This window comes from Hwanghaeella grinnelliae, from assembly GCF_004005845.1.
Lineage (GTDB): Bacteria > Pseudomonadota > Alphaproteobacteria > UBA8366 > Aestuariispiraceae > Hwanghaeella > Hwanghaeella grinnelliae.
Genome location: NZ_SADE01000002.1, coordinates 530,694 through 556,101 on the forward strand (window position 1 = coordinate 530,694; position 25,408 = coordinate 556,101).

Annotated in this window: 19 protein-coding genes; 12 read left to right on the forward strand and 7 right to left on the reverse strand. The window is 61.4% G+C overall.

Annotation, left to right across the window (positions count from 1 at the left end; all coding sequences use genetic code 11):
• The first annotated feature begins 4 nt into the window (after positions 1-4).
• The 6 genes from EOI86_RS13140 to EOI86_RS13165 all read left to right on the forward strand — a co-directional run bounded on the left by EOI86_RS13140 (position 5) and on the right by EOI86_RS13165 (position 7,485).
• Entirely contained in the window at positions 5-2,404 is a 2,400-nt protein-coding gene (locus EOI86_RS13140) for a DNA translocase FtsK (protein ID WP_127765642.1), read from the forward strand.
• Entirely contained in the window at positions 2,355-3,032 is a 678-nt protein-coding gene (locus EOI86_RS13145; protein WP_127765643.1) for a LolA family protein, read from the forward strand. Before EOI86_RS13140 ends, EOI86_RS13145 begins: the two co-directional genes overlap by 50 nt.
• 106 nt (positions 3,033-3,138) lie before the next feature.
• A complete protein-coding gene (locus EOI86_RS13150) occupies positions 3,139-4,134 on the forward strand; it encodes an adenosine kinase (protein ID WP_127765644.1) in 996 nt (331 codons plus the stop codon).
• A 106-nt stretch (positions 4,135-4,240) separates the two neighbouring features.
• Positions 4,241-4,942: a glutamine amidotransferase-related protein gene (locus EOI86_RS13155; RefSeq protein WP_127765645.1), complete on the forward strand. Its 702-nt coding sequence runs from the start codon at positions 4,241-4,243 to the stop codon at positions 4,940-4,942.
• A 130-nt stretch (positions 4,943-5,072) separates the two neighbouring features.
• Positions 5,073-6,911 (forward strand): translational GTPase TypA, encoded by a 1,839-nt coding sequence (typA, locus tag EOI86_RS13160; RefSeq protein WP_127765646.1) that lies wholly within the window; start codon positions 5,073-5,075, stop codon positions 6,909-6,911.
• A 31-nt stretch (positions 6,912-6,942) separates the two neighbouring features.
• Complete coding sequence (locus EOI86_RS13165; protein WP_161973822.1) at positions 6,943-7,485, forward strand: GNAT family N-acetyltransferase; 543 nt, start codon at positions 6,943-6,945, stop codon at positions 7,483-7,485.
• A 7-nt stretch (positions 7,486-7,492) separates the two neighbouring features.
• Here the strand turns inward: EOI86_RS13165 and EOI86_RS13170 are convergent, their stop codons facing one another.
• Positions 7,493-11,866 carry a tetratricopeptide repeat protein gene (locus EOI86_RS13170; RefSeq protein WP_127765648.1) on the reverse strand — a complete coding sequence of 1,458 codons (4,374 nt, stop codon included), beginning with the start codon at positions 11,864-11,866 and terminating at the stop codon, positions 7,493-7,495.
• 183 nt (positions 11,867-12,049) lie between these two features.
• Between EOI86_RS13170 and EOI86_RS13175 the strand changes: the two genes are divergently transcribed.
• The 3 genes from EOI86_RS13175 (at position 12,050) to EOI86_RS13185 (ending at position 14,643) form a co-directional block, all read left to right on the forward strand.
• Positions 12,050-13,360 carry an AmpG family muropeptide MFS transporter gene (locus tag EOI86_RS13175; RefSeq protein ID WP_127765649.1) on the forward strand — a complete coding sequence of 437 codons (1,311 nt, stop codon included), beginning with the start codon at positions 12,050-12,052 and terminating at the stop codon, positions 13,358-13,360.
• A 169-nt stretch (positions 13,361-13,529) separates the two neighbouring features.
• The gene (gene ppa / locus EOI86_RS13180) at positions 13,530-14,096 is read left to right on the forward strand and encodes an inorganic diphosphatase (protein ID WP_127765650.1); all 567 of its coding nucleotides are present in this window, start codon (positions 13,530-13,532) and stop codon (positions 14,094-14,096) included.
• Positions 14,097-14,124: 28 nt separating this feature from the next.
• Positions 14,125-14,643 carry an O-acetyl-ADP-ribose deacetylase gene (locus EOI86_RS13185; RefSeq protein ID WP_240035666.1) on the forward strand — a complete coding sequence of 173 codons (519 nt, stop codon included), beginning with the start codon at positions 14,125-14,127 and terminating at the stop codon, positions 14,641-14,643.
• A gap of 48 nt (positions 14,644-14,691) precedes the next feature.
• On the opposite strand, the gene EOI86_RS13190 is transcribed toward EOI86_RS13185, so the two are convergent.
• Both EOI86_RS13190 and rsmI read right to left on the reverse strand, forming a co-directional pair.
• The gene (locus tag EOI86_RS13190) at positions 14,692-15,048 is read right to left on the reverse strand and encodes a YraN family protein (RefSeq protein ID WP_127765652.1); all 357 of its coding nucleotides are present in this window, start codon (positions 15,046-15,048) and stop codon (positions 14,692-14,694) included.
• Entirely contained in the window at positions 15,045-15,932 is an 888-nt protein-coding gene (gene rsmI, locus EOI86_RS13195) for a 16S rRNA (cytidine(1402)-2'-O)-methyltransferase (RefSeq protein ID WP_240035667.1), read from the reverse strand. Before rsmI ends, EOI86_RS13190 begins: the two co-directional genes overlap by 4 nt.
• Positions 15,933-16,043: 111 nt before the next feature.
• Here rsmI and EOI86_RS13200 point away from each other — a divergent pair, with 111 nt between their 5' ends.
• Positions 16,044-17,492, forward strand: coding sequence for a penicillin-binding protein activator (locus tag EOI86_RS13200; RefSeq protein WP_127765653.1), 1,449 nt, complete (start codon positions 16,044-16,046; stop codon positions 17,490-17,492).
• 18 nt (positions 17,493-17,510) lie between these two features.
• On the opposite strand, the gene EOI86_RS13205 is transcribed toward EOI86_RS13200, so the two are convergent.
• Positions 17,511-18,479: a nucleoside recognition domain-containing protein gene (locus EOI86_RS13205; protein WP_127765654.1), complete on the reverse strand. Its 969-nt coding sequence runs from the start codon at positions 18,477-18,479 to the stop codon at positions 17,511-17,513.
• Positions 18,480-18,611: 132 nt separating this feature from the next.
• Here EOI86_RS13205 and EOI86_RS13210 point away from each other — a divergent pair, with 132 nt between their 5' ends.
• The gene (locus tag EOI86_RS13210; protein ID WP_127765655.1) at positions 18,612-19,064 is read left to right on the forward strand and encodes an Lrp/AsnC family transcriptional regulator; all 453 of its coding nucleotides are present in this window, start codon (positions 18,612-18,614) and stop codon (positions 19,062-19,064) included.
• Positions 19,065-19,110: 46 nt separating this feature from the next.
• Here EOI86_RS13210 and EOI86_RS13215 read toward each other — a convergent pair whose 3' ends face one another.
• Positions 19,111-19,872, reverse strand: coding sequence for a class II aldolase/adducin family protein (locus EOI86_RS13215; protein WP_127765656.1), 762 nt, complete (start codon positions 19,870-19,872; stop codon positions 19,111-19,113).
• Positions 19,873-20,066: 194 nt separating this feature from the next.
• Between EOI86_RS13215 and EOI86_RS13220 the strand changes: the two genes are divergently transcribed.
• Positions 20,067-23,633 carry a hypothetical protein gene (locus tag EOI86_RS13220; protein WP_127765657.1) on the forward strand — a complete coding sequence of 1,189 codons (3,567 nt, stop codon included), beginning with the start codon at positions 20,067-20,069 and terminating at the stop codon, positions 23,631-23,633.
• Here the strand turns inward: EOI86_RS13220 and hemW are convergent.
• Together hemW and rdgB are read right to left on the reverse strand one after the other, a co-directional pair.
• Positions 23,630-24,796, reverse strand: a complete 1,167-nt coding sequence (gene hemW / locus EOI86_RS13225; protein WP_127765658.1) for a radical SAM family heme chaperone HemW — start codon at positions 24,794-24,796, stop codon at positions 23,630-23,632. The genes EOI86_RS13220 and hemW overlap by 4 nt on opposite strands.
• Positions 24,789-25,385: an RdgB/HAM1 family non-canonical purine NTP pyrophosphatase gene (gene rdgB / locus EOI86_RS13230; protein ID WP_127765659.1), complete on the reverse strand. Its 597-nt coding sequence runs from the start codon at positions 25,383-25,385 to the stop codon at positions 24,789-24,791. The genes hemW and rdgB overlap by 8 nt, the downstream gene beginning before the upstream one ends.
• Positions 25,386-25,408: the final 23 nt, after the last annotated feature.

Consider the following 25,408-nt stretch of genomic DNA (forward strand, 5'->3'; position numbering starts at 1 on the left):
GACCATGGCGACACGGACGGACGCGCGGCAGCCACTGCTGCCGGATTGGATGGCGGCACTTCTGAAACAGCGCCTGGTCGAGATTTCCGGCCTGATGCTGGTTCTGGCCGCCCTCGCGATGTTGGCCGCGTTGGTGAGTTTCGATCCCCTCGACCGGTCCTGGAGCGTCGCGACCGCGGCGCCGGTGCAAAACCTGCTGGGCGGTTTCGGTGCCTATTTTGCCGACGCGGTGCTGCAATTCGTTGGCTTGGCCGGCGCGCTTATGGTGCCGATTACGGCAGCCTGGGGCTGGCGCATTGCGGCCGAGCATCGTCTGCCGCACCCGGCCTTGAAGATCCTGTCGGCCGTTCTGGCCGTTTTCCTGGGCGCCGCCGGCATGGCCGGCCTGCCGACCGCGGAAAGCTGGCCTTTCCAAATCGGTATGGGCGGCTTCGTCGGCGATACGGTGCTGGGCACCTTGATCGGCTGGCTGGAGCCTTTGCGGCTACCGTTGTCCTCCTCCGCCTTGGCGGGGATTCTGGGCTTGGTCGGCCTGACGCTGACCGTTCTGGTGCTGGGTTTCAGCCTGGCCGAATGGGTCATTGCCTTCCGCAAGGTGAAGAAGGGCGCGCATATGGCACGGTCCGCCGCCGATCCGGCCGCCTTGAAAGGCGCCGTGGCCGCCGCCAAGGACGCGGTTCTGCAGCGCGGCTGGGGAGAGCGTGCGGAGCCCACCCTGTTGCCGCGCGTGAAACCGGAAGGCCCGCCGCGTCAGGCGCCCGAAGTGAAGCACCCGGTGAAGCCGGGCCGGGTCGAGGAACGCGGCGAGAAGCAGCAGGAAAGCAAACGCGCCCGCAAGGAACGCCAGATCACGCTGGACCTGCCGCGCAACACCGGCGAATACGCCTTGCCGCCGCTGGACCTGCTGGACGAAAGCGACAACACCGGCAAGGTGCAGGAAAACCAGGAAGCGCTGGAACAGAATGCCCGCATGCTGGAAGGGGTGCTGGAAGATTTCGGCGTCCGTGGGGAAATCGTGAAGGTTCGCCCGGGTCCCGTGGTGACGTTGTACGAATTGGAACCGGCCCCGGGCACCAAGACCAGCCGCGTGATCGGCCTGGCCGACGATATCGCCCGGTCGATGAGCGCGATTTCCGTGCGTATCGCCACCGTCCCCGGCCGCAACGTGATCGGCATCGAAATGCCGAATGGCGACCGCGAGCTGGTCGGCCTGCGAGAGGTCTTGTCCAGCCGGACCTTCGAGGAAAGCAAACTGAAGCTGCCGATGGTGCTGGGCAAGGATATCGGCGGCATTCCGGAGATCGCGGACCTGGCCACCATGCCGCATCTGCTGATCGCGGGGACCACCGGGTCGGGTAAATCCGTTGGCTTGAACGCGATGATCCTGTCGCTGCTCTACCGCCTGCCGCCCGATCGCTGCAAATTCATCATGGTCGATCCGAAAATGCTGGAACTATCGGTCTATGACGATATCCCGCATCTGTTGGCCCCGGTCGTGACGGACCCGAAGAAGGCGGTCGTCGCCCTGAAATGGACGGTGCGGGAGATGGAAGACCGCTACCGCGCCATGTCCAAGCTCGGCGTCCGCAATATCGAGGGCTACAACAAGCGCGTCGCCGAAGCCGCCCGCAAGGGCGAGGAACTGACCCGCAAGGTCCAGACCGGGTTCGACCCGGAAACCGGCCGCCCGATCATGGAGGAGGAGCCGCTGGACCTGACGCCCTTCCCCTATATCGTCGTCGTGGTCGACGAAATGGCCGACCTGATGCTGGTCGCGGGCAAGGAAATCGAAGCCTCGATCCAGCGCCTGGCGCAGATGGCGCGCGCCGCCGGGATCCATTTGATTATGGCCACGCAGCGCCCGTCGGTCGACGTCATCACCGGCACGATCAAGGCCAACTTCCCGGTTCGCATCAGCTTCATGGTGACCTCGAAGATCGACAGCCGCACCATTCTGGGCGAGCAGGGGGCGGAACAGTTGCTGGGCCGGGGTGACATGCTGTACATGGCGGGCGGCGGCCGCATCAAGCGCGTCCACGGGCCCTTCGTCGACGATGCCGAAGTGGAGGACGTGTGCAACTTCCTGCGGTCCCAGGCCGAACCGGATTACGTCGAAGCGGTCACAGACGAAAACGACATGTCCGGCGGTTTTGACACAGATGTGAGCGGGGCTGCTTCGTTCGGAGAGAGCGAAGGACCGGAAGACGCCCTATATGATCAAGCGGTGGCGCTCGTCGCCCGGGAAGGCAAGGCGTCGACCAGCTTCGTGCAGCGGCACTTGCAGATCGGGTATAACCGCGCCGCGCGGATCATTGAGAGAATGGAGAAAGAAGGCGTTGTCGGAAGAGCCAACCATGTCGGTAAGCGGGACGTTCTGGTCGGGGATCACAGCAACATGGACTAAATCCGTCCATCTGGCCCTGCTTGCCCTGCCAATACTGGCGATTGCGCTTACGTCCGGCCAAGCCCGGGCGCAGGTCTTCAGCCCGGAACAGATCGCGGATATCAACCGGATCGAGACTTACCTCAATCAACTGACGACGCTGGAATCGCGCTTCGTCCAAATCGACCCGCGGGGGAATTTCTCCGAAGGCACCGTCTTTCTGTCCCGGCCCGGTAAGATGCGGTTCGAATACGACCCGCCGTCGCCTCTGCTGCTGGTCGCCGACGGCACCTGGTTCATCTATGTGGACAAGGAACTGGAGGAAGTGTCCCACATTCCGCTGGATTCCACGCCCGCCGCCTTCCTTTTGCAGGAAAACATCTCGCTGAAAGACGACTTCAAGGCGACCGACATATCGCGCGGCAGCGGCTTGGTGGTCATCACCGTCATCGATCGTTACGCACCCGAAAACGGTCAGGTTCAGCTTGTCTTCGAAGACCGCCCCCTGCAGCTGAAGCAATGGACCGTCACCGACGCCCAGGGCTTGGACACGCGCGTCACGCTGGTCAACGCCCGGTTCGGCCGGGAGATGCCGGACGAGCTGTTCCGGTTCAAAGACCCCTGGAACAGCGCCATCGGCGACCGCTGACCCTCTCCGCGACGAGCCGCGCCACCCCATCTCTCCTTTTCCCCGGCCGCCGCATGCTCTAGAAGCGGTGAGCAGGAAACCGTAAACACCGCAAGGACCTGCCCGTATGACTTCTCAATATGACCTCGTCGGAATCGGCAACGCCCTCGTCGACGTTCTGGTGACGATTGAAGACACCTTCCTGGACGAACACAGCCTGCCGAAAGGCAGCATGAACCTTATCGATACCGCCCAATCCGACGCGCTTTACGACGCGGTGCCGGCAGGCGTCGAGGTGTCCGGCGGGTCCTGCGGCAATACCATGGCGGGCTTTTCCGCGCTGGGCGGCAAGGGCGCCTATATCGGCAAGGTCAGCGACGACGGGCTGGGCAAGGTCTTCATCCACGATATGAAGGCGATGGGCGTCGATTGCCCGATCGAACCGGCGACATCCGGCCCCTCCACCGGCCGCTGCATCGTGATGGTCAGCAAGGACGCGGAGCGCACCATGGCGACCTATCTGGGCGCCGCGGTAGACCTCGGCCCGGACGATATCGACGAAGCGACCATCAAAGCCGCCAAGGTGCTTTATTTGGAAGGCTATCTGTTCGACCCGGAAGCAGCCAAGGCCGCCTTCATCAAGGCCGCCGATATCGCGCACGAAGCGGGCGGCAAGGTCTCGCTTTCCCTCAGCGATCCGTTTTGCGTCGACCGTCACCGGGAAGCCTTCCGGGCGCTGGTCGAAAACCATGTGGACATTCTGTTCGCCAATGAGAGCGAGATCACCTCCCTTTATCAGGTCGAGGATTTCGACGCGGCGCTGCAGAAAGTGCGCGGCCATTGCGAAATTGCCTGCCTGACCCGGTCCGAAAAGGGATCTGTCGTGCTCTCGGGCGACGAAGTCCATGTCATCGACGCGGATCCCATCGGCGACAAGCTGAAGGATACGACGGGCGCGGGCGACCAATACGCCGCGGGTTTCCTGTATGGCTACACGCAAGGCTTCGATCTGGCGACGGCGGGCCGCATGGCCTCCATCGCCGCCGCCGAGGTGGTGTGCCATTACGGCGCCCGCCCGGAAGTCCATGTCCGCGACCTGATCCGCGAGAAACTGGCGGTTTAGCACTCTTTTTTGCGGCACCGGCCCGCTCCCCCACCCAGCCACCCATAGCCTACGATCCCGGGGTGGTTGGGTGGGGGAGAGGGCCGGAACCGAGGATTGAACAACCATGAAAATCGGCATCATTGAAACCGGCCGTCCGCTCGACGGCATGTTGGAAAAGTTCGGCGATTACCCGAGCATGTTCGCCAACCTGCTGCGCGGCGCGGACCCGGACCTGGAATTCCGCACCTACCATGTGCTGGACGGCGACTTGCCGAGCGACCCGGCGGACTGCGATGCTTGGCTGATGACCGGCAGCCGCCACGGCGTTTATGAAGACCATGATTGGATCAAACCGCTTGAAGAGTTCAGCCGCCGCGCCGCCGAGATGGGCAAGCGTCAGGTCGGCATCTGCTTCGGCCATCAGCTTTACGCCCAGGCCTTCGGCGGCAAGGTGGTGAAGAGCGACAAGGGCTGGGGCGCCGGCGCGCATACCTATAAAATCACCGAGCGCGCGCCCTGGATGGTGACCGATGACGAGGCGGTCAGCTGCATCGTCTCCCACCAGGATCAGGTGGTCGAAACCCCGCCGGGCGCCAAGGTCTATGGCGGCAGCGATTTCTGCGAAGCCGGCATCACGACCATCGGCGACACGGTCATGACCATGCAGTGCCACCCGGAAATGTCGAAGGACTTCTCCAGCGATCTGATCGATCTGCGCCGCGAACGCATGGGCGACAAGGTTTCAGACGCCGCCAAGGAAAGCCTGGGAAAGGGCCTTCAGCGCGACGTGCTCGCGCAATGGATCGTGGCGTTTCTGAAGGGGTAGCATTTCCGCCCATTCATGCCGGAAATGCCGCACCATCTTGCGGCGCAGCAAGGATCAGGGTAGAAGGCGCGCTACTTGTGCCGCGCGCGGCGAATATTTTGCCGCCGGCCCGCTATTCCGGAACACGAAAATGCAGCTTCGCAATCTGGCGATCATCGCCCATGTCGACCATGGCAAAACGACCATGGTGGACGAACTTTTGAAACAGTCCGGCGCCGTGCGCTCGAACCAGCAGGTCGAAGAACGGGCCATGGATTCAGGCGACCTGGAAAAGGAACGCGGGATCACCATTCTGGCGAAATGCACATCCGTCGACTGGAACGACGTCCGGATGAACATCGTCGACACCCCCGGCCACGCCGATTTCGGCGGTGAGGTGGAACGTATCCTCTCCATGGTCGATGGCGTGGTGCTGCTGGTGGACGCCGCCGAAGGCCCGATGCCGCAGACCAAGTTCGTCACCATGAAAGCGCTGGCCCTGGGCCTGAAGCCGATTTTGGTGGTCAACAAGGTGGATAAGCCGGATGCGCGGCCCGACTGGGTCGTCGACCAGGTTTTCGACCTTTTCGTGGCGCTGGACGCGACCGAAGAGCAGCTTGAATTCCCGATCCTTTACGCGTCCGCCAAACAGGGCTGGGCCGCGGCGGATCTTGAGGCCGAGCGCACCAGCATGAACCCGCTGTTCGAACGCATCGTCGAGCACGTCTTGCCGCCGGAAGCGGATGCGGACGGCCCGTTCCGGATGCTGGCGACGACCCTGGAATCCGACCCCTATCTGGGCCGGATCCTGACCGGCCGGATTTTCTCCGGCAAGGTGAAGATGGGTGAAACCGTGAAAGGCCTTGCGGCCGACGGCACATTGCTGGAACAGGTCCGCCTGACCAAATTGCTCGCCTTCCGGGGCTTGAAGCGGGAACCGATCGAAGTCGCCGAAGCCGGCGACATCATCGCCGTCGCGGGCCTGCAGAAGGCGACCGTCGCCGATACGATCTGCGCCCTTTCCGTCAAGGAACCCTTGGAAGGCCGGCCGATCAGCCCGCCGACCATGGCGATGACCGTTGCCGTGAACGACGGCCCGCTGGCCGGCCGCAACGGCGGCGACAAGCTGACGGGCCGGATGATCGGCGACCGGCTGAAGCGGGAGGCGGAAAGCAATGTCGCCATCCGTGTCACCGAGAGCGCCGACAAGGACGCCTTCGAGGTCGCCGGCCGTGGTGAATTGCAGCTGGGCGTCTTGATCGAACAGATGCGCCGCGAAGGCTTTGAGCTGACCATCGGCCCGCCCCGCGTCCTGTATACCCAGGACGAGAACGGCAAGCGGCTGGAGCCGATGGAAGAAGTTCAGGTCGACGTGGACGAGGAATTCTCCGGCGTCGTCGTCGAAAAGCTGGGCCAGCGCAAAGCGGAAATGACCGACATGCGCCCGTCCGGCGGCGGCAAGACCCGCATCTCGTTCACCATGCCGTCACGCGGTTTGATCGGGTATCAGAGCGAGTTTTTGGCCGATACGCGCGGCACCGGCATTCTGTCGCGCCTGTTCACCGGTTATGCGCCGTATAAGGGGCAGATCCCGCAGCGTGGCGCCGGCGTGATGATTTCCAGCGAACAGGGCAAGGCCGTGACCTACGCGCTGTTCAACCTGGAAGACCGTGGGCCGATCTTCATCAATTCCGGCGACGACGTCTATCCGGGCTTGATCATCGGCGAGCACAACAAGGGCCAGGATCTGGAAGTGAACCCGCTGAAATCCAAACAGCTGACCAACTTCCGCGCATCGGGCAAGGACGAGGCCGTCAAACTGACGACCCCGCGCAAGATGACCCTGGAAGACGCCATCGCCTATATCCAGGAAGACGAGTTGGTGGAAGTGACGCCGAACGTCATCCGCCTGCGCAAGGCGATCCTGGACCCGCATGAGCGCAAGCGCCACCAGCGCCAGCGCGCCGCGGACGAAGCGAGCGTGGCGTAAGCCGCGACCCGCGGCTGGGGTTCGTCTCGGAATGGCTACAGAGATCCTGACCGAACGGCTGCGCCTGCGCGAGTGGCGGGACGATCCGGCGGAGGTGGACGCGCTGCATGCCGTCCTCTCCGACCCGGAAACCATGAAGCTGTGGCCGGCGCCCTTCGACCGGGACGGCTGCGCGACATGGCTCGCCAATGTCCGCCAGAGCTATGAAAAGCACGGATACGGCCGATTTGCGGTGGAAATACGCGAAACAGGCCAGTTGATTGGCGATTGCGGCTTGTTTCCCGGGCGTATCGGCGAGTGGTCCTTCGTCGATATCGGCTGGATCCTGCATGCGGACCATCACGGCAAGGGCTACGCGACCGAAGCCGCGCGCGCCATTATCGACCACGCTTTCTCAACCCTGGGCCTGACCGAATTGGTCGCCCATATGGCCGAAGAGCACGCGGCCTCCCGCCGGGTCGCGGAACGCCTGGGCATGAAATTCATCCATGCCCAGCCCTATGAGCGGAACCTGGGCAAAACCCACACCTTCTTCCGTCTGACGCCGGAGATGTGGGCCAGCGCCGCCGAATAGGGCAGGCTCAGCCGCCCTGTTCCTGCTTCGCGCGTTCTTTCGCCGCCTTCAGCGAGTTGGTGTATTCAGGCGACCGTTCGAGCAGCCCCTTATCCATCAAATCCTGCCAAACGTCGGCGACATGCGTCCAGGTGACCCCGCTTTCCGGCACAAGGGCCAGGCGCCAGGTGACCACAGCAAGGCTGTTCTGGTAACGCGGATTGGCGGCGTCTTCCGCCACCAACGCTTCCGAGAAATTCAGCGATTGGCGATAAATAGGCAGTGCGCCCTGCGGGTTCCCGTTCTTCCGTAACGTATCCCCGTAGCTGATGCCGATTGATGCAACATCGACCCGTTTCTCTGGGTCTTCAGGTAACTCCGCCGCCACTTTTTGCTTAATCTCAAGCGCTTCGCGATAGCGCCCAATAGCGTCTTCCGGACGACCCGCGGCATCCAGAGCAAGAGCGACCTGCCAGAGTTGAATTCCGACAAAGTCCTCCCAATAAATATTCGTCGGATCTCGCACAAATAGCCGTTCGGCGACTTCAAGCGCTTCCCGATATCGTTTCAGGGCACCTTTGGCATCCCCGCCGGCCAGGAGCACATCGCCAATCTGACGGTGGGAATAGATAAGATCTTCCAGGTAATCCGTGTTGTCGGGGTTCTCTTCAGCCGCTTCCGTACGCGCCTTCAAAGCCGCCCAATAAAACTTCATCGCCTCCTGTTTCTGGCCCAGCGCCATCAGGCGCTCGCCGTGCCAGGCCTGCGCGAAGGCAAGGTCCCGCCGCTCCAGCGTGTCTTCCGGTGCCAATTCGACAATTCGTTTCTGAATCGCGACGGTTGCGGCACTCAGTTTCGCGGCGGGCACCGGTTCGTTGAAATCCGCAAATGTCTCGCTTGCAGTTAAATAGCCTGCCTTGGCAGTTCTCAGCGCGGCAACATCGTTGGGATGTGTCTTTGCGTATTCAGCCAGAAGTACGACCATCTTCTCATACTGCTTCAGGCCGCCCCAGACATCGTTGAGGTCGAAGGAGATATCCCCCAGCTTCGCATAGATCTCCGCGAACCATTCCGGCCAATAGGGCTCGTCAGGATCCAGGGAATTGAGTTTGCCGTAGAAGGTCAAAGCCTTCTCAAAGTTTTCCCGGGCGTCTGCCGCGTTACCGTTGTCGCGATGCAGATTACCCAGGTGCTCGTACGTATTTGCAAAGGCACTCACCCAATACATAGAGTCCGGGTTTTCCGCAGCCTTGTTCTGGCTGTGCCGGACGGCTAGGTCGAGGGTTGCAACGGCTTCTTCATAGTCGCCCAAGGCCGATTGCTGATATGCCACCTTTACCAAGGCTAGTTTCAAGTCTTCGTTCAACTGCTCGTTCGACGGATCTTTCGCCAGACCTTCTCTTACCAGGGCCAAGCGGCGCTCCATTTGAACCAAAGCTTCTTGCTGCCGGCCCATGTCACCGAGAATTTCTCCCAAACGTTCCACGGCAACGCTCAAGTCGCGCAGTGCGTCGGGATCTTCCGGCGCTGTTTCCGCCAAAGCGGCCCGAATTTCATACGCTTCCTGGAACGTTGAATATGCCGCGTCGAAATTACCGTCGTTCTGATGCGTATCGCCAAGCAGGATCAAGGTTAAGGACAGGTTCCTGCGAAGCTCCCGGTTTTCCGGATCATTGGCCAGGTTGCGTCGGCCGGTTTCAAGGCTCTGCCCAAGATTGCTCAGGCTGTCGTCCAGACCGAGTATCTGGCTCATCCTGCTGGTATTGTTCAGCCCGGTCGAAAGCCAATCGGCATATTCCTGATTTTCACGATCCAGTTCCAAAGCTTGCCGGAAGCCTTCCACGGCCTTGTCAAAAGCCGCCTTCGCTTCGACGTTCCGGCCCATGGCCTCGTATGAATCACCCGCTGCGTTCTGGGCGCGGGCAAGGCTGTAGTTAGCCTTCGGATTGTCGGGTTCGCTTTCCAAGAAACCCCGCCAGTCGGATACGGCCTTCTCAAAAGCAGCCGCGGCCTCCGCATAATCACCGGTCACGAAAAAGGATTCGGCAAAATCGGTGTGAATATTCGCCACTTGCTCGATCAGCCAGACATCGCCGGGCAACACTTTCCGCGCTGCCATGGCGACATCCATGGCTTTCTGGGTATAGATGCGTTCCCGCACTCTTTCCGCCTGGCCATCGCCCAGACCTTCCATGTAAAGGGCCGTCGCTCGATTAATTTGAATAAGGTGGTCAATGATCGTGGTGTTCGCCGGCTCTTCGGCCAAAAGCTCATTCAACAGTGTTTCGGCAGTTTTGAACCGGTTCAGACCCTTCTCTTCCTCCCCGAGATTCAGTAGGGCCCAGCCCCCGACCTTTTCAGTCAGGGCGAGGCGGAATCGCAGGAACGCATCGCGGGGTTCTTTCTCCAAAACCCTCCGGTAGAGGCGGTTGGCTTCCTCATTCGGTGCAATAACGTCCTGCCAACGTTCCAGATCCAACAGGCTGTTGCCGATCGCCGCCTGTAATCCCGCTATTCGGCGCAAGGGTTCCGCATCGTCCGATACATCCGGGCTGACCGAACGCCAGTGTTTCAACGCCGTTTCATGCGCGGCGATAGCCTCTTCCAGGCGTCCGATCGAATACAGAAAATCGCCGATTTCTGCATCAAGAAAGGCCAGGGTTTGCATGTTCGGAAAGTCCTGTTCAGTCTTTCCGGCCATTGCGGCCCAGGTTTGGCGGAGGTCCTGAAAAATCGAAACCGCGGCATCATTCTCCCCCTGCCGAGACAGAGCATAGGCAGACCGCGATTGTGCCTTATAGAGATCGGATCGGAAGTCCCGGTTTGTCGGAGAGATCTGCAAGAGCGTCTTTAGGACCGAGGCCGCGGACATGTATCGTGCGCCCGCCTCTTCATGCCGGTACATCTCGGACAACACATATCCCGCCAATAAATCGGCTGAGTACTCGCCGATAAGCCAATCAGGCGAGCCCGGATATCTTTGCAGAAGCGTGTCATAATGCGCTGTCGCACGGCGCGCCAGTTCGAGTGCCGCGTCATATTCCTGCTGGCCGGCATGCAGCTTGCCGACCTCCAATTGCAGCGCGCCGATTTGCTGCCAATCAGTCGTTTGGGACGGGTCTTCCGCAATAACGCTTTCACGCACGGAAAGCGCTTCGTTGTAGGCCTTGATCGCACTCACCGGGTCTTGCTCGGCGACAAGTACGCCCACCGCACTAACAATCGCCGCAAACTGCTGGCGGCGGGCGATATCGGCAAGGCCGTTTTCGACAATCGGCCGCTGCAATTCCAAAGCGGCTCTGTATTGGGAAATGCCGCCGTCCCGATCGCCGACATTGAGCATGATTTCACCCAACCCAGCTTCGATTGCGGAGAGGCGCCAGATATGATCGATATTCTCCGAATCGGACTCCAGCACCACGCGCCAAGCATCGGCCGCGAGTCGGTAATGGTCGATCGCGGTTAGAAATTCGCGCCGCGCATATAGCCGGTCGGCAATTTCGATGTGCAGATCGGTCAGGTTCCAATTCTGATCGACGTCGGATGGATTCGCTTCAACCAGGCTTTGGCGGATTCGCAGCTCCTCGCGATAGGCCGTCAGCGTCGCGGCTTCGTCTTCCCGGTAGGACTGCAGAATACCGATATCGCGATAGGTTGCGGCTAAGCCGTGGCGATAATTTTCGTTATCCGGGAACCGTTCGAGCAAGGCCTGAGTCAGCTCCAAGTCCCGCTCGTAACTGGCCAGCGCATCGTCATACGCACTTTGGTAGGTCTGGGCATCTCCCAAACTGTTATAGGCGATCGACAGCGCGTACTGACGGTCAGGGTCGGTTTGGTCCATCCTGACCAGTTTTTCCCTCAGGCTGACCTCTGCCTTGAAGCTTTCCGTGGCACGCGCGCCGTCATTCATTGAATAAAGCGCCCGGCCGCGATCCTGATTGGCATCGGCCAGGGTGAAAATCCAATACTGATTCGACGGGTCCTTGTTCACTTCCCGTTCGACGATGTCCCGCAGAAAATTCGCATGGTCCAGCGCTTCCTGAAACCGGCCAAGTTCCTGCAGCGCGTCGTTGACCGCATCCAACGCCGTCACTTTGTTGTCAATCCATTCGAGGCTGCCTGGATCCGCGGTCAAACGTTCCGAGGCGAGAGCGAGCGCTGCTTGAAAAAGCTCAAGGGCTTTGTCCACGTCTCCGCCGGTCCAACTCTCGTCACCTTCGGCAATGAGATCCGTGAATTGCTGCGCAACTTCGGCGGACACCTGTTCGGTCGCGGCCGGAGAGGCCGCCAGTTGGATCGGCACAAGGGGAGCCGCCGCTTGGCCCTCGCCGAATCCTGCCGAAAACGTAACCGTGGTGGCCGCACCGAGTGCGACACCAATGCGAAAAATAGACCCCCTCATGACCCCCCCAAAGCGCACTAAACAAAAAATACAAACCGAACGAACCAAACCCGAAAAAGCGAAGCTACCCCACTTAAACTACCTTCCGTATGAAAAGATGACATGGGTTACAACGATTAATTCACGATATGCCGACACAAATTCGATCGATACCCACCGACCGAATCCGGGTAGTTTCCGGCAATGAAATTTTCCATCGACAAAGCCGTCAAAACCTATCTGGACCCTCGGATCTGGCAGATCCTGGGGTTCGGCTTCGTCAGCGGGCTGCCCTTGGCGCTGACCACGGGGACTTTGACCTATTGGCTGGCGCGGGAAGGGGTGGATAAGACGGCCATCGGGCTGTTCGCGCTGCTCGGCATTCCCTATGCGTTCAAGTTCCTTTGGGCGCCCCTGCTGGACCATCTGCCCGCACCGCCGCCTTTCGGACGGCTGGGCCGGCGGCGCGGCTGGGCGATCGTGATTCAATTGGCCTTGATGGCCGCATTGTTGGCCATGGGCGCGGCGGACCCGAACGAGACGACCCTGTTGTTCGGCCTGGCGGGGCTGTCCGTCGCCTTCCTGTCGGCCAGCCAGGACATTGTCATCGACGCCTTCCGCATCGAGCTTCTGGACCGCGACGAGCAAGGGGCGGGGGCGGCGGCGATTCAGCTTGGCTACCGCCTGGGCATGCTGGTCAGCGGGGCCGGCGCGATTTGGATGAGCGCCTTCCTGCCCTGGTTCTGGGTCTATGCGGGGATGGCGGCCTGCCTGCCTATCGGCATGCTGCTGATCCTGACTGCAAATGAGCCGGCGGAAAGCTTGGAAAGCTTGAGCCAGGACCGGAAGGCCGGTTACGCGGAATGGCTGAAGCGCGCGGTCGTGGCCCCGTTTCTGGATTTCATGAAACATCCTGGCTGGATCGCCCTTCTGGCCTTCGCGCTGCTGTACAAATTCGGCGACGCCATTGGCGGTATCATGGCCAATCCCTTCTATGTGGAGATGGGTTTTTCCGCCGAACAAATCGCCAGCGTAACGAAATTCTTCGGCCTGGGCGCGACGATCCTGGGCACCATTGCGGGCGGGGCCCTGGTGGCGGGCATCGGTCTTATCCGCGCCTTGGTCATTGCCGGTATCCTACAGGCGGTAACCAATCTGCTTTTCGCCCTGCTGGCCGCGAACGGCGCCGATGTGGCGCTGCTGGCCCTTGCCGTGGGCGCGGATAATTTCACCGGGGGGTTGGGGTCGGCCGCCTTTGTCGCCTATCTCAGCAGCCTGTGTTCCGTCGCCCATACGGGCACGCAATACGCCTTGCTGACCAGCCTGATGGCCTTGGGTCGGTCGTTCTTCTCGTCCGGTGGGGGGTGGCTGGCCGATCAGATGGATTGGGTCACCTTCTTCATCGCCACCACCGGGCTTGCCGTGCCCGGCCTGCTGTTGCTGTGGCTGATCGCCCGGCTGCCGGAAAGACTGCCCGCCCGGGAACCCGGTCAGCGCATGGATGCCAAACCTTGATCCCCGGGCCATGACCGCCGACAGCATCGTAAAATCATAGAATTGACGCTTGATTTGTGTGCCGCAGAGTGTATTGCTGCGGCGCAACATATCTCCCCTGTGATACAGTATCTCCTCGTCCGGAGCGGGATACCGTGAAACGGACTCGTTAGGCTGAAAGGTATGGCCAATGGATGTCAGCAAAATTTCGATCGGCGAAAATCCGCCCTTTGACGTCAATGTCATCATCGAAGTGCCGGTCGGCGCCGATCCGGTGAAGTATGAGCTGGATAAGGATTCCGGCGCCATGTATGTGGACCGCTTCCTTTACACCGCGATGCACTATCCGGCGAATTACGGTTTCATCCCGCACACCCTTTCCGGTGATGGCGACCCGACCGACGTGTTGGTTCTCAGCCCGCTTCCCGTGATGCCCGGCGCGGTCGTCCGGTCGCGTCCGATCGGCGTGATGATGATGGAAGACGAAGCCGGCCTGGACGAAAAAATCCTTGCGGTTCCGCATGACAAACTGCACCCCTATTACAACGATGTAACCAGCTACCGCGACTTGCGGCAGGTCCTTTTGGACCAGATCGCCCACTTCTTCACCCACTATAAGGACCTGGAGAAGGACAAATGGGCGAAGGTTCTGCGCTGGGGCGAAGCCGGTGAGGCGCATAAGTTGATCGAAGAGGGGATTGAAGCCGCCAACAAAGCCAAAGACGCCAATGTGAAGGCGATTGGGTTTACGGGTTAACGGCTGAATTTACTGGATGACGGGTGACGTGACGGTAGCTGAGGGCAGTTTGACGGCGATATCCACGGATATCACGACGCTCGACCTGGATGCCATCGTCAACGCCGCCAATGAACAGCTGTTGCCGGGTGGCGGCGTTTGCGGGGCGATCCACAGCGCCGCAGGCCCCGATCTGGCCCAGGAATGCCAGACCTTGGGGCCTTGCCCGACGGGCGAGGCGCGGATAACAGGCGGGTACAACCTGCCGGCCCGGCGCGTCATCCACACGGTGGGGCCGATCTGGCTGGGCGGCGCGGCCGGGGAACCGGACCTGCTGGCGAAGTGCTACCGGTCCTCACTCGACCTTGCCAAAGACGCCGACTGCAAGACCGTCGCCTTTCCGGCAATTTCCACCGGCATCTTCGGCTATCCGCCCGCCGCGGCGGCCCAAATTGCCGTGGAGACCTGCCGCGCCTGGCTGGTCGAGACACATTTCCCGCTGGATATCACATTCTGCTGCTTCGACGATGAGACGATGGCGCTCTATAACGCGGAAATGAAGGGCTAGCTGGCTCTTACCGCTCTTCGGGGCGCCTGTAGCGCGCTTCCGGGGCCTTCAGGGGCGCCACGCATCCTTCACATGCCGGATCGATACCCCCGACACCAATACGGCATCGAAACGAATGGCCAGCCGGGCAAGAGCCGGCCGGCCTGCGGTAAGCCATTCGACGGCACGCATCAGGCGCTGCCATTGCCGGGGCGAGATGGCCTCCGCCGCCAAATCCAGGCTGGGCCGTGCCTTCACCTCCACCACCGCAAGGATCTCGCCCCGGCGCATGACAAGGTCAAGCTCCCCCACCGGGGTTTTCAGCCGCCGCGCCACGGGCCGGTAGCCCTTGGCCACCAGATACAAAAAGGCGAAGGTTTCCGCCCAACGGCCGCGGCGTTCCGCCTGTTTCCGCGTGTCGCTCACCGGCCCGACAAGGCCAGCGCGCGTTGATAGACCGTCCGGCGGGGCAGGCCGGTCTCGGCCGCGATCCGGTCCGCCGCGTCGCGTGTGCTGTCGCCCGAAGCCAGCGCATCGCGCAGCATGGCGTCCAGCGTTTCCTCAGACGGGCCTTCATCCTCACCCGGCGGATCGACCACGATGACCACCTCACCCCGCGGCGGGCCTTCCGCCGCATAGGCGGCTGCAAGCTCACCCAAGGTCCCCGCGCGGAATGTTTCATGCAGTTTGGTGATTTCCCGTGCGACCACGGCGCGTCTATCGCCCAGAACTTCCGCCATATCCGCCAATGCGCCCGGCAGGCGTTTCGCGCTTTCCATGAAGACCAGCGTGGCGCGGGTGGCGCGCAGTTCCGCGAACGTATCCTTCCGCGCCTTTGTCTTGGTCGGCGAAAACCCTGCGAACAGAAAACGGTCGGTCGGCGCGCCCGCCGCACATAGAGCCGCGAGGACCGAGGACGGGCCCGGCACCGGTTCAACCCGCAGACCCTTTTCCCGTGCCTCCCGCACCAGCTTGAATCCGGGGTCGGAGATCAGCGGCGTGCCGGCGTCGGAAACCAGGGCGACCGCTTCGCCCGCCGCCACACGATCCAACAATCCGTCGCGGCGGCGCGAATCGCTGTGATCGTGATAGGGGACAGTCGCCGTATTAATGCCATAATGGCTGAGTAGGGTTCGAGACGTGCGGGTATCTTCACAGGCGATGACGTCAACCGCCTTTAGAACGTCCAAGGCCCGGAGGGTGATATCACGCAGATTGCCGATCGGCGTCGCGACGATATACAACCCGGGGGGAAGGCGTGGTTCGCCGCCGCTTGATTTTTCGCGCCCGCTGGGGTCGTCTTTGACCACGGTATTCACCTTTATTCGCCAAATGTGGGCGCCGTTCACAGGAGCCGGACTTTGATTTCAGTTTTTGCCGCCCCCACGGATCGCCGTTCCCGAACTATCGGAAACTGGACGATGCCAAACTGGATTCGGGCGCACTATCCGCGTTCCACCGCAGGCATTGCAAGCGCCTTCCGGCCGCGCCGGCTGGCCGCCCTTCTGGCCATGGCGATTTGGCTGCCCCTGACCGTGGGCTGCCAAACCCTCAACCTGGGTCAGAAGGAAGAAGCCCCGCCGGCGGCAGAGGCGCCGGACGCGGAAGCAGACGCCGGCGCGGAAGCAACCGCCGAGGAACAGGAGGAAACCCGCATCGTCGTGCCCCGCACGGTGTTGAACGAGGACCCGTTCCTGTTGGACGGCGTTGCCGCGGCCCGCGACAAGGAAGGCGCGCAAATCGCCCTTCTGGTCCCGCTGACCGGACAGCATGGCGCGGTTGGCCAGGCGTTGCTGGAAGGCGCGCAGATGGCCCTGTTCGACATGCAAAACCCGGCCGCCAATCTGATCCCCTTCGACACGCGGGGCACCCCGGACGGCGCCCGCGACGCCGCCCTGCAGGCGGTTGAGGCCGGGGCCGACATCATCCTGGGACCGTTGCTGACAGCCTCGGTGGAGGCGGCGGCGCCGATCGCACGCCGGTCGGGCATCAGCCTGTTGAGTTTTTCGAACAATCCCGCGGTCGCCGGCGGCGGCGTCTATGCACTGGGCTTTGCCCCGGCGGAGCAGGTCCGTACGATCGTGGACTTCGCCGTCGGGCAAGGCGCAAGCCGGTTCGCGGTTCTGGCGCCCACCGGGCCCTATGGCGAATTGATCGTGCAATCGATGCAAACGACGGTGTCGAACTATCCGGCCCGGCTGATCAGCGCGCGGTTCATCGATGAAAGCGCCCATGACTATGCCGACCTGATCACCGCCATCTCCAACTATGACGGTCGCCGTCAGGCCCTGCTGGCCGAGCGCCGGTCGCTGTCCGGCAAGACGGACGGGGCGTCCAAGGCGGCGCTGCGCCGTTTGGAGGAGTTGGACACGCTGGGCGACCCGCCCTTCGACGCGATCTTGTTGGCGGCGACCAGCAACACGACCCTGCGCACCCTGGCGGCGCAATTGGCCTATTACGATGTGGACCAACCCGCAGTTCAAATTCTGGGCCTTCAGCTTTGGGACGAATTTTCCCGATTGCAGACAGAACCGTCTTTGATCGGCAGTTGGTATCCGGCCCCGGCCAATGAGCGCCTGGAACAGTTCCGGTCCCGCTTCAGCCAGTTCTATGGACGGCGTCCGCAGCGCCTCGCCTCGCTTGGTTACGACGCGATGGCGCTGTGCGCGGTGCTGGCAGGCGACGGTACCGCCCCGAATTACAGCGCTTCGGCCCTGACCAACGAGCAAGGTTTCCTGGGTGTGGACGGCTTGTTCCGCCTGCAGCCCAACGGGGTCGTGCAGCGTTCCTATGCGATCCGGGAAATCACCCGGAACAGCATCGAAACGCTGGAACCCGCGCGGACGACCTTCACGCCGCTGGTGAACTGACACCGCCGACGCCTCAGGTCAGCCCGGCTGTTCGGCGCGGCGAAACATCCAGGTAAAGAATGTGTCGTCCGCCAGCGACCGCACCAGCGCGGCGATCAGCGCTGTCGCGACGATTGCAAACGCAATGCGGCCGACCAGGATGCTGGTGATATCCGCCCCCAGCGCCATGACGACAATCGTGTCTTCGATCACACTATGGGCGAACCCCATGAAGACACAGGCGATGAATGTATCGCGCGGCGGTACGCGCCCCGACCGTGCTTCGCGGATCAGCAATCCGCCGCCATAGGAAATTCCCAGGAACAGCCCCACCGCGGCGAATTGTTCCGCTTCCCTGCGAATGCCGGCCAATCGCATCGCGGGCGACAGCAGCCACATCAACCCCCTCAAAAGGCCGACGCGCTTCATCAATGCCAATCCCCAGGTCAGACCGGCCAGAACCAAGAACATCACGGCCAAAGCCTCTATCAGACCGGCAAAAAAATCGATCCAATCGGTCGTCACGTTCAAGGGAATCCAGGTCGGGTTCACGGGATCGGACAACCATTCGGCCGCGGTTAATACGCGATGCAAGAGAAAGGCGTAGATAATACCGCCGCCGACACGGAGAGAAATGGTCAGGGCCATGCCCGGCCCCGCCTTCTGGATGATCTTCTGTTCGATCGGCAGGGCGTGGGCGAACAACAGCAAGGCGGAAAAAACCGTTACATCGGCGGTGGTCAATTCCGAGACGGGGACGAGGGCGAAGATCAGCGATATGGCGCCCCAGATCCCGACAAGCAAACCGGTGAGCCAGGCCAAACCCAGTTCAGGCGGCAAGCCGAACAGATCCATGACGGGGGCGAGCATCGGCGAAACCATCTCAATCGCGCCAAGCCGCGACAGCAGCTCCGTCCCAACCGCAACCGGCACGATTATCCGCACCAGTTCCCAATAAATTCCAAAAATATCCCGCAGACCGCGACCGAGATCGGCAACAAAACGCATTTCAGGGTTCCTTTGACGTGACCCCGTCTAGCTATCCCAACTCTCTTCGCATTTGTGGTCAAAGATTGCGCCTTCGTGCAATAATATTGCGCCAATGAGCTGGGAACGGAGCCGCGGAAGGATTAGATATCGGTGGATCGCCTCGACAGAAAACTGCTCAACCTGCTGCAGCGGAATGCCGCGCGAACGAACGCCGACTTGGCCGACGAGGTCGGTTTGTCGCCGTCGAGCTGTTTGCGCCGAATCCGCAAACTGCGGCGGTCCGGCATCATCGACCGCACCGTCGCGATCCTCAACGCGGCCAAGACGGAGCGTCGCTTGAAAGCACTGGTAACCGTGGAATTGGAACTTCACGGGGAGCATCACATGCGCCGCTTCCTGGACCTCGCGGTGGCTGAAGAAGCGGTTTCACAGGCCTATGCGGTCACCGGAGAGGTCGATGTCTTTCTGACACTGAGATTGCGCGACATGGAAGAATTCGACGCGCTGTGCGACAGGCTGTTCCGCGATCAGACAAATGTTGCGCGATTCAATACCATGATGGTTATCCGCACCGGAAAGGACGACACGGCGATCCGCTTGTGATCGCCGTGCCTGACCAAACGCACCGTCATTCGCGCGGCACGGACGCTTACTGCCGAAAACTGGGATCCTTGCGGTCCAGCATGCGCATCAGGGCGGGCCATTCCTCGTTCCCGTGGGGGCCGTTCTTCGGATGGCCCATCTCCTTCAAGGGGGCCAGCGCGGCATCGGTGATGCGGATCGGGTTCTGGGTCGCGCCCAGAACGTCAACCTGCACCTTGCAGGACATTTCCAGGTAGTAGTGATAGAAGAAGGCTTCCGCCGCGGTCCGCCCCACGGTCAGGAAACCGTGGTTTTCCAGCAGCATTGCGTAGCAGTCGCCCATATCCTTGGCGAGCAGTTCGCATTCGTCGTCCGCATGGGTGACATCCTGATAGGGATGCGTCGCCAAGGTGCCCAGCACAAAACCGGAATGCTGCGACAGCGGCTGCAGCCCGCCCGGCATGGCGGCAACGGCCATCCCGGCGCGGGTATGGGTATGCATCACGAAATTGATGTCGGGCCGGGCCTGCAACATGGCGGAATGGATCAGATGGCCGGCGGTGTTCAAATTGCGGCTCTTATCCTCATGCTCCCCATCCCAGGTGACACGCATCAGGGTCGAGGCGCTGATCTCATCGAACATCAAATCGAAGCAGTTCAGCAGGTATTGGTCGTCATTCCCCGGAATCCGCGCGGAAATATGCGTCGCCGTAATGTCGGTCCAGCCATAGTGGACACACAGCCGATACAGCGCGGCAAGCTCCACCCGAACCTGCCATTCCTCGTCGGACATATCGCTCGGCCTGACTCGCAGTTGTTCCACCGTCATCTCATACTCCTAATCGCTAAACCCTTGCGGCAAACGTCAGTATCAATCCTGCACATTCGAAAGTCCAACGCACTGTTCATACCCTTCCGTCACTGATTTTACCCTTTTCCGCAGAACCGCTATTCTCAATAGAACTTTTCGCGGTTACTTTTGCGCAAGTTGTCGCGAAAGCATGTCGGGAAAATTGCACTAAAGTGCGAATCGGAAATCGCCAGAGTTTCGAACGTTTTCGCCTGAGGGACCTCTACATATTCCGGGTGCCGTTGGTCGTGACCCTCGTCCTTGGGGTTGTCGCCATCGCGTCTGAATTCCTCCCGCCCCCCTTTCGCTTTCTGATGGAAGCCGTCTTTCCGACCAGCGCACTTGCCACGGCGCAGAAGTGGCTTACCGGTATGGCCGCCGAATACCCGGCCTTCTCTCCGTTTCTCTCCTTCATGGACGACGCATTGAATGTGTTGGTTGCAGAGCATCCTGGGTTTGGCGTCTGTCTCCTTGGCTTTTTGCCGCTGTTGGGCGTGCTGAGGTTCCGCCTTTCCGGTCGCTGCCTCGACACCGTTCTGCCCCCGCCACCGTCGTTTTGTTCGTCCATCTTGGAGATCGATCACGGCGAGAGATTGCGGTGGGACGCCAAAGGAAAGCGCTACATTCCACGCGCCGATGAATCCAAACGTCTATTGGACTTCGCGCGAAGTTCCAGTCCTTTGGGGATCCTGAACGTTTGGGGCCAATCGGGTTTCGGCAAAACGCACGCCGTCGCCGACTGGCTGAAAACACTCTATCGGGAAGGCTGGGATATAGGGTTCGCCTTGCCGGACATCACCGTGGCTGAGGTTAAATCCTGGCGTCCGCGTGCGGATCTTGCCCTGGTTCTCGATGACATTCGAGACGCGCGCAGCATGAGCAGTCTGATCAATGCTCTTGCAGAGAGAGGCGCAACAAGCGGTCGCCGGGTTCGTATTTGCATTGTAACGCAAACGCCCTTCGAGCCCCACGCGCTTCGGGAGAGACCAAACCCACTGGTAAATGCCGTTGACATATTGGCCCTTCGTATCGAGCCGGCCGATGCAAGTTGGGTGTCCAGGGCATCGAGACATATCCAAGGTTACGATTTGCCCTGGGATGAGGCGGAAAGGATCGCGCAGGCGTATAACGGATGCCCGCTGTATTGTCTGATGAAGCTGGAAGGGGAGAAAGCCGATCCAAGAACCGAGGTCATAGAACGAGCTGCCCGAAAGGTCGCGGCCACAGCGCCGAAACATTATCCGGTTCTTTTCATCTCTGCGTTGATCGGCCCCCTGGCCGTTTCGACGAAAAAATTCGCGGTCCCGGTCGCATCCGAGTTCGAACAACTTTTCCCCTGGGCTGCGGCAAGAGGATCCCGGCAAAGGGTTAGGTCCAGGCTTCCCGATGAAGTTGGAACATGGACTGTTCCGGCCTATGAGCCTGGACCGGAGGCGGACGAAGTTCTGTTGAGGATCGTCGGGGAATGGACAGGCCCCGCAACCAACGAGCTTCTGGCAACACTCGATTTTTTGGAACCCGCTCAGATTGCCCAGGCCATCGAGCGGATACTCGACCTTGTCCTCACGCATCCCAGGTCCAGCGACGTCTCAATGCCGAACGCCAATTCAGAGTCTGAAATTTTGCAGGGCCGCTATGAAACACAGATGACCGCGTCCCGGATTGTCGAAGCCCTTTCGATACTGAGAGACGTCGTTACGCAGAGGTATCACGAGCAAGTCATTGACGTTTTTCGAACGAAGCATGGCGCTCTTGGTGTTACTGCATCCTCTTTGGATCGGAATCGTGAAGCTCTAGTCACGACAACACGGTTTGTAGGGTGGGCGGTGCTTGTCTGTTCGAATGACGGCGAGGCCGTCCTCAATGAACCTTCATCACGTCAAATAGCACTCGTTGCAGCCAACGGCGCCGTCAACGCCATCTACGGATGGGGCGCCCTTGCCCTGGATAGTGGGCTGTCCGCGGCGGAACGGAAAGACGCAAGCGACGCCATGCGGGAAACAGAAGAGCGGCTGACCGCGCTTTATGACCGTCTGGTCACAGACAACGCGCTCGCCGACCGGGACAATGCCGAAACCACGCGGCAGATCGCGCTCATGGCGGCCCAAGGCGCCTTCAACGCCATCACCAGTTGGGGCACCCTTGCCCTGGATAACGTGCTGTCCGCGGCGGAACGGAAAGACGCAAGCGACGCCATGCGGGATGCAGAAAAGCGCCTCGCCGCGCTTTATGACCGTCTGGTCACAGACGACGCGCTCGCCGACCTGCACACCGCCGAAACCACGCGGCAGATCGCACTTGAGGCGGCCAAAGGCGCCTTCAACGCCATCGCCAGATGGGGCTACCTTGCCCTGGATAACGGGCTGTCCGCGGCGGAACGAAAAGACGCAAGCGACGCCATGCGGGATGCAGAAAAGCGCCTCGCCGCGCTTTATGACCGTCTGGTTACAGACAACGCGCTCGCCGACCAGCACGTCGCCGAAACCACGCGGCAGATCGCGCGCGCGGCGGCCAAAGGCGCCGTCAACGCCATCCTCCGATGGGGCTACCTTGCCCTGGATAACGGGCTGTCCGCGGCGGAACGAAAAGACGCAAGCGACGCCATGCGGGATACGGAAGAGCGGCTGACCGCACTATATGACCGTCTGGTAACAGACGACGCACTTGCCGACAGGGACAATGCCGAAACCACGCGGCAGATCGCACTTGAGGCGGCCAAAGGCGCCGTCAACGCCATCCTCCGATGGGGCTACCTTGCCCTGGATAACGGGCTGTCCGCGGCGGAACGAAAAGACGCAAGCGACGCCATGCGGGATGCAGAAAAGCGCCTCGCCGCGCTTTATGACCGTCTGGTCACAGACGACGCGCTCGCCGACCTGCACACCGCCGAAACCACGCGGCAGATCGCGCTTGAGGCGGCCCAAGGCGCCGTCAACACCATCCTCCGATGGGGCTACCTTGCCCTGGATAACGGGCTGTCCGCGGCGGAACGAAAAGACGCAAGCGACGCCATGCGGGATGCAGAAAAGCGCCTCGCCGCGCTTTATGACCGTCTGGTCACAGACGACGCGCTCGCCGACCTGCACACCGCCGAAACCACGCGGCAGATCGCACTTGAGGCGGCGAAAGGCACCGTCAACGCCATCGCCAGATGGGGCGCCCTTGCCCTGGATAACGGGCTGTCCGCGGCGGAACGGAAAGACGCAAGCGACGCCATGCGGGATACGGAAGAGCGGCTGACCGCACTTTATGACCGTCTGGTTACAGACAACGCGCTCGCCGACCAGCACGTCGCCGAAACCACGCGGCAGATCGCGCTTGAGGCGGCCAAAGGCGCCGTCAACGCCATCCACAGATGGGGCGACCTTGCCCTGGATAACGGGCTGTCCGCGGCGGAACGGAAAGACGCAAGCGACGCCATGCGGGATACGGAAAAGCGGCTCATCGCGCTTTATGACCGTCTGGTCACAGACGACGCGCTCGCCGACCAGCACACCGCCGAAACCACGCGGCAGATCGCACTTGAGGCGGCCAAAGGCGCCGTCAACGCCATCCTCGGATGGGGCGACCTTGCCGACCCGGGAAAAGTAATCGACGCAAAAGCCAGAATTCAAGAGATTCACAGACGCTATCCATACGACGCGGAGATCGCATCCGTTGCCAACCGAGCCAACGCCTCCACAGAAACATGGGCGAATGAAATAGCCAGAATTGAGGCCCTGTATTCGAGGGCCGATTAAGACAGCAGAAAGTCTATGACGCTGTTTAGGCGCAACCGCCCTTCCGTCGTGCAAGCAATCGTGCCGTCTGCGAAAGAAACATAGCCTTCCTCGACCAGTCGTTCGATCCTGTCCGGGTCGGGCAGGGCGGATTGTCCGCCTTCTTCCTCAAGCCGCTGCAGGGGCACGCCCTCGGTCAGGCGCAAGCCCATCATCAGGCACTCGGCGGCACGGTCCTGGGGGCCGAGGGGGCTGTCCTCCTCCGTTCCGTGGCCGGCCTGCGTCACTTGGTCCAACCATTTTTCCGGCAGACGGAAGCGCCGCTGTGCGCGCTTGGTCCCCTCGATCGTGACCCTTCCATGAGCGCCGGGGCCGATGCCCACATAGTCGCGATACCGCCAATAGATCAGGTTATGGCGGGATTCCTGGCCGGGGGCGGCATGGTTGCTGACCTCGTAACCCGGCATGCCGGCGGCTTCCAATATCTCCTGGGTCACGTCGAAAAAGGCGGCGGCCTTTTCCTCGTCCGGCGTTTTGAACCGGCCCAGGCGGTGGTCGGTATGGAAGGCGGTGCCGGGTTCGATGGTGAGCTGGTAGATCGAGAGATGCCCGTTCACATGATCCAGCGCTTCGGTCAGTTCCGCGCGCCAATCCTCCAGGCTCTGTTCGGGCCTGGCATAGATCAGATCGAAGGAATGGCGCGGAAACGTCCGGGCCGCCATCCGTACGGCGTCGAGCGCCTGGCCCGCGTCATGCTGCCGGCCCAGGAAGGCAAGCGCGCCGGGCCGCAGCGATTGCACGCCGAGCGAGACACGATTGACGCCGGCGGCGGCGAAGCCGGCGAACTTGCCCGTTTCAGCCGATGTCGGATTTGCTTCCAGCGTGATTTCGATATCCGGTTCCGCCGGCCAAAGCGCCCGCGCCCGGTCGATCACCGCACCGACGGTTTCCGGATCCATTAGCGAGGGGGTTCCCCCACCGAAGAATATGCTGGCCAAGCGGCGCGGGCCGGTGTCGCCCTGCATCTGTGCCGCGGCGTGGTCCAATTCGCTGAGAAGCGCGTTGCGCCAGGCGGCGTGATCCACGCGGTCCCGCACATGGCTGTTGAAATCGCAGTAAGGGCATTTCGACAGGCAGAAAGGCCAGTGGACATACAGGCCCAAAGGGGCGGGCCGGTCAGGCAAAGCAGGCCTCGACCAACCGCTTGAACGCAAGCGCCCGGTGGCTCATGGCGTGTTTTGCCTGGGGCTCCATTTCCGCAAAGGTGACGTCATGGCCGTCGGGCACGAAAATCGGGTCATAGCCGAACCCCTTTTCGCCGCGCGGCGGCCATGAAATAGCGCCGTGCACCTCACCCTGGAAGGTCTCCACATGGCCGTCCGGCCAGGCAAGCGCCAGGGCGCAGACGAATTTGGCGGACCGGTCCGCACTGTCGCCCAGATCGTCCTGGACCATCTGCATGGCAATGCCGAAATCCTTGTCCGGACCGGCCCAGCGCGCGGAATAAATCCCCGGATCGCCGTTCAGCGCCGTGACGGCAAGGCCTGAATCGTCGGCCAGCGCCGGCAAGCCCGACCCCGTGGCCGAGGCTTTCGCCTTCAGGATCGCGTTGCCAATGAAGGTGGTTTCGGTTTCCTCCGGTTCGGGCAGGTTCAATTCGCCCGCGGACACGACCTCAACATCGAAAGGCGCGAGCAATTCGCCGATTTCCCGGACCTTGCCCGGATTGTGACTGGCGATGACCAGTTTCTTTTCGTCGAAATGCCGCGCCATGGCCTGGTCCTTCCTGTTTCGGT

Bases quoted from the DNA above. Each gene is read 5' to 3' on its own strand.
- EOI86_RS13140 (WP_127765642.1), top strand. From the start codon at position 5: ATGGCGACACGGACGGACGCGCGGCAGCCACTGCTGCCGGATTGGATG.
- EOI86_RS13145 (WP_127765643.1), top strand. From the start codon at position 2,355: ATGTCGGTAAGCGGGACGTTCTGGTCGGGGATCACAGCAACATGGACT.
- EOI86_RS13150 (WP_127765644.1), top strand. From the start codon at position 3,139: ATGACTTCTCAATATGACCTCGTCGGAATCGGCAACGCCCTCGTCGAC.
- EOI86_RS13155 (WP_127765645.1), top strand. From the start codon at position 4,241: ATGAAAATCGGCATCATTGAAACCGGCCGTCCGCTCGACGGCATGTTG.
- typA (WP_127765646.1), top strand. From the start codon at position 5,073: ATGCAGCTTCGCAATCTGGCGATCATCGCCCATGTCGACCATGGCAAA.
- EOI86_RS13165 (WP_161973822.1), top strand. From the start codon at position 6,943: ATGGCTACAGAGATCCTGACCGAACGGCTGCGCCTGCGCGAGTGGCGG.
- EOI86_RS13170 (WP_127765648.1), bottom strand. From the start codon at position 11,866: ATGAGGGGGTCTATTTTTCGCATTGGTGTCGCACTCGGTGCGGCCACC.
- EOI86_RS13175 (WP_127765649.1), top strand. From the start codon at position 12,050: ATGAAATTTTCCATCGACAAAGCCGTCAAAACCTATCTGGACCCTCGG.
- ppa (WP_127765650.1), top strand. From the start codon at position 13,530: ATGGATGTCAGCAAAATTTCGATCGGCGAAAATCCGCCCTTTGACGTC.
- EOI86_RS13200 (WP_127765653.1), top strand. From the start codon at position 16,044: ATGCCAAACTGGATTCGGGCGCACTATCCGCGTTCCACCGCAGGCATT.
- EOI86_RS13205 (WP_127765654.1), bottom strand. From the start codon at position 18,479: ATGCGTTTTGTTGCCGATCTCGGTCGCGGTCTGCGGGATATTTTTGGA.
- EOI86_RS13215 (WP_127765656.1), bottom strand. From the start codon at position 19,872: ATGACGGTGGAACAACTGCGAGTCAGGCCGAGCGATATGTCCGACGAG.
- rdgB (WP_127765659.1), bottom strand. From the start codon at position 25,385: ATGGCGCGGCATTTCGACGAAAAGAAACTGGTCATCGCCAGTCACAAT.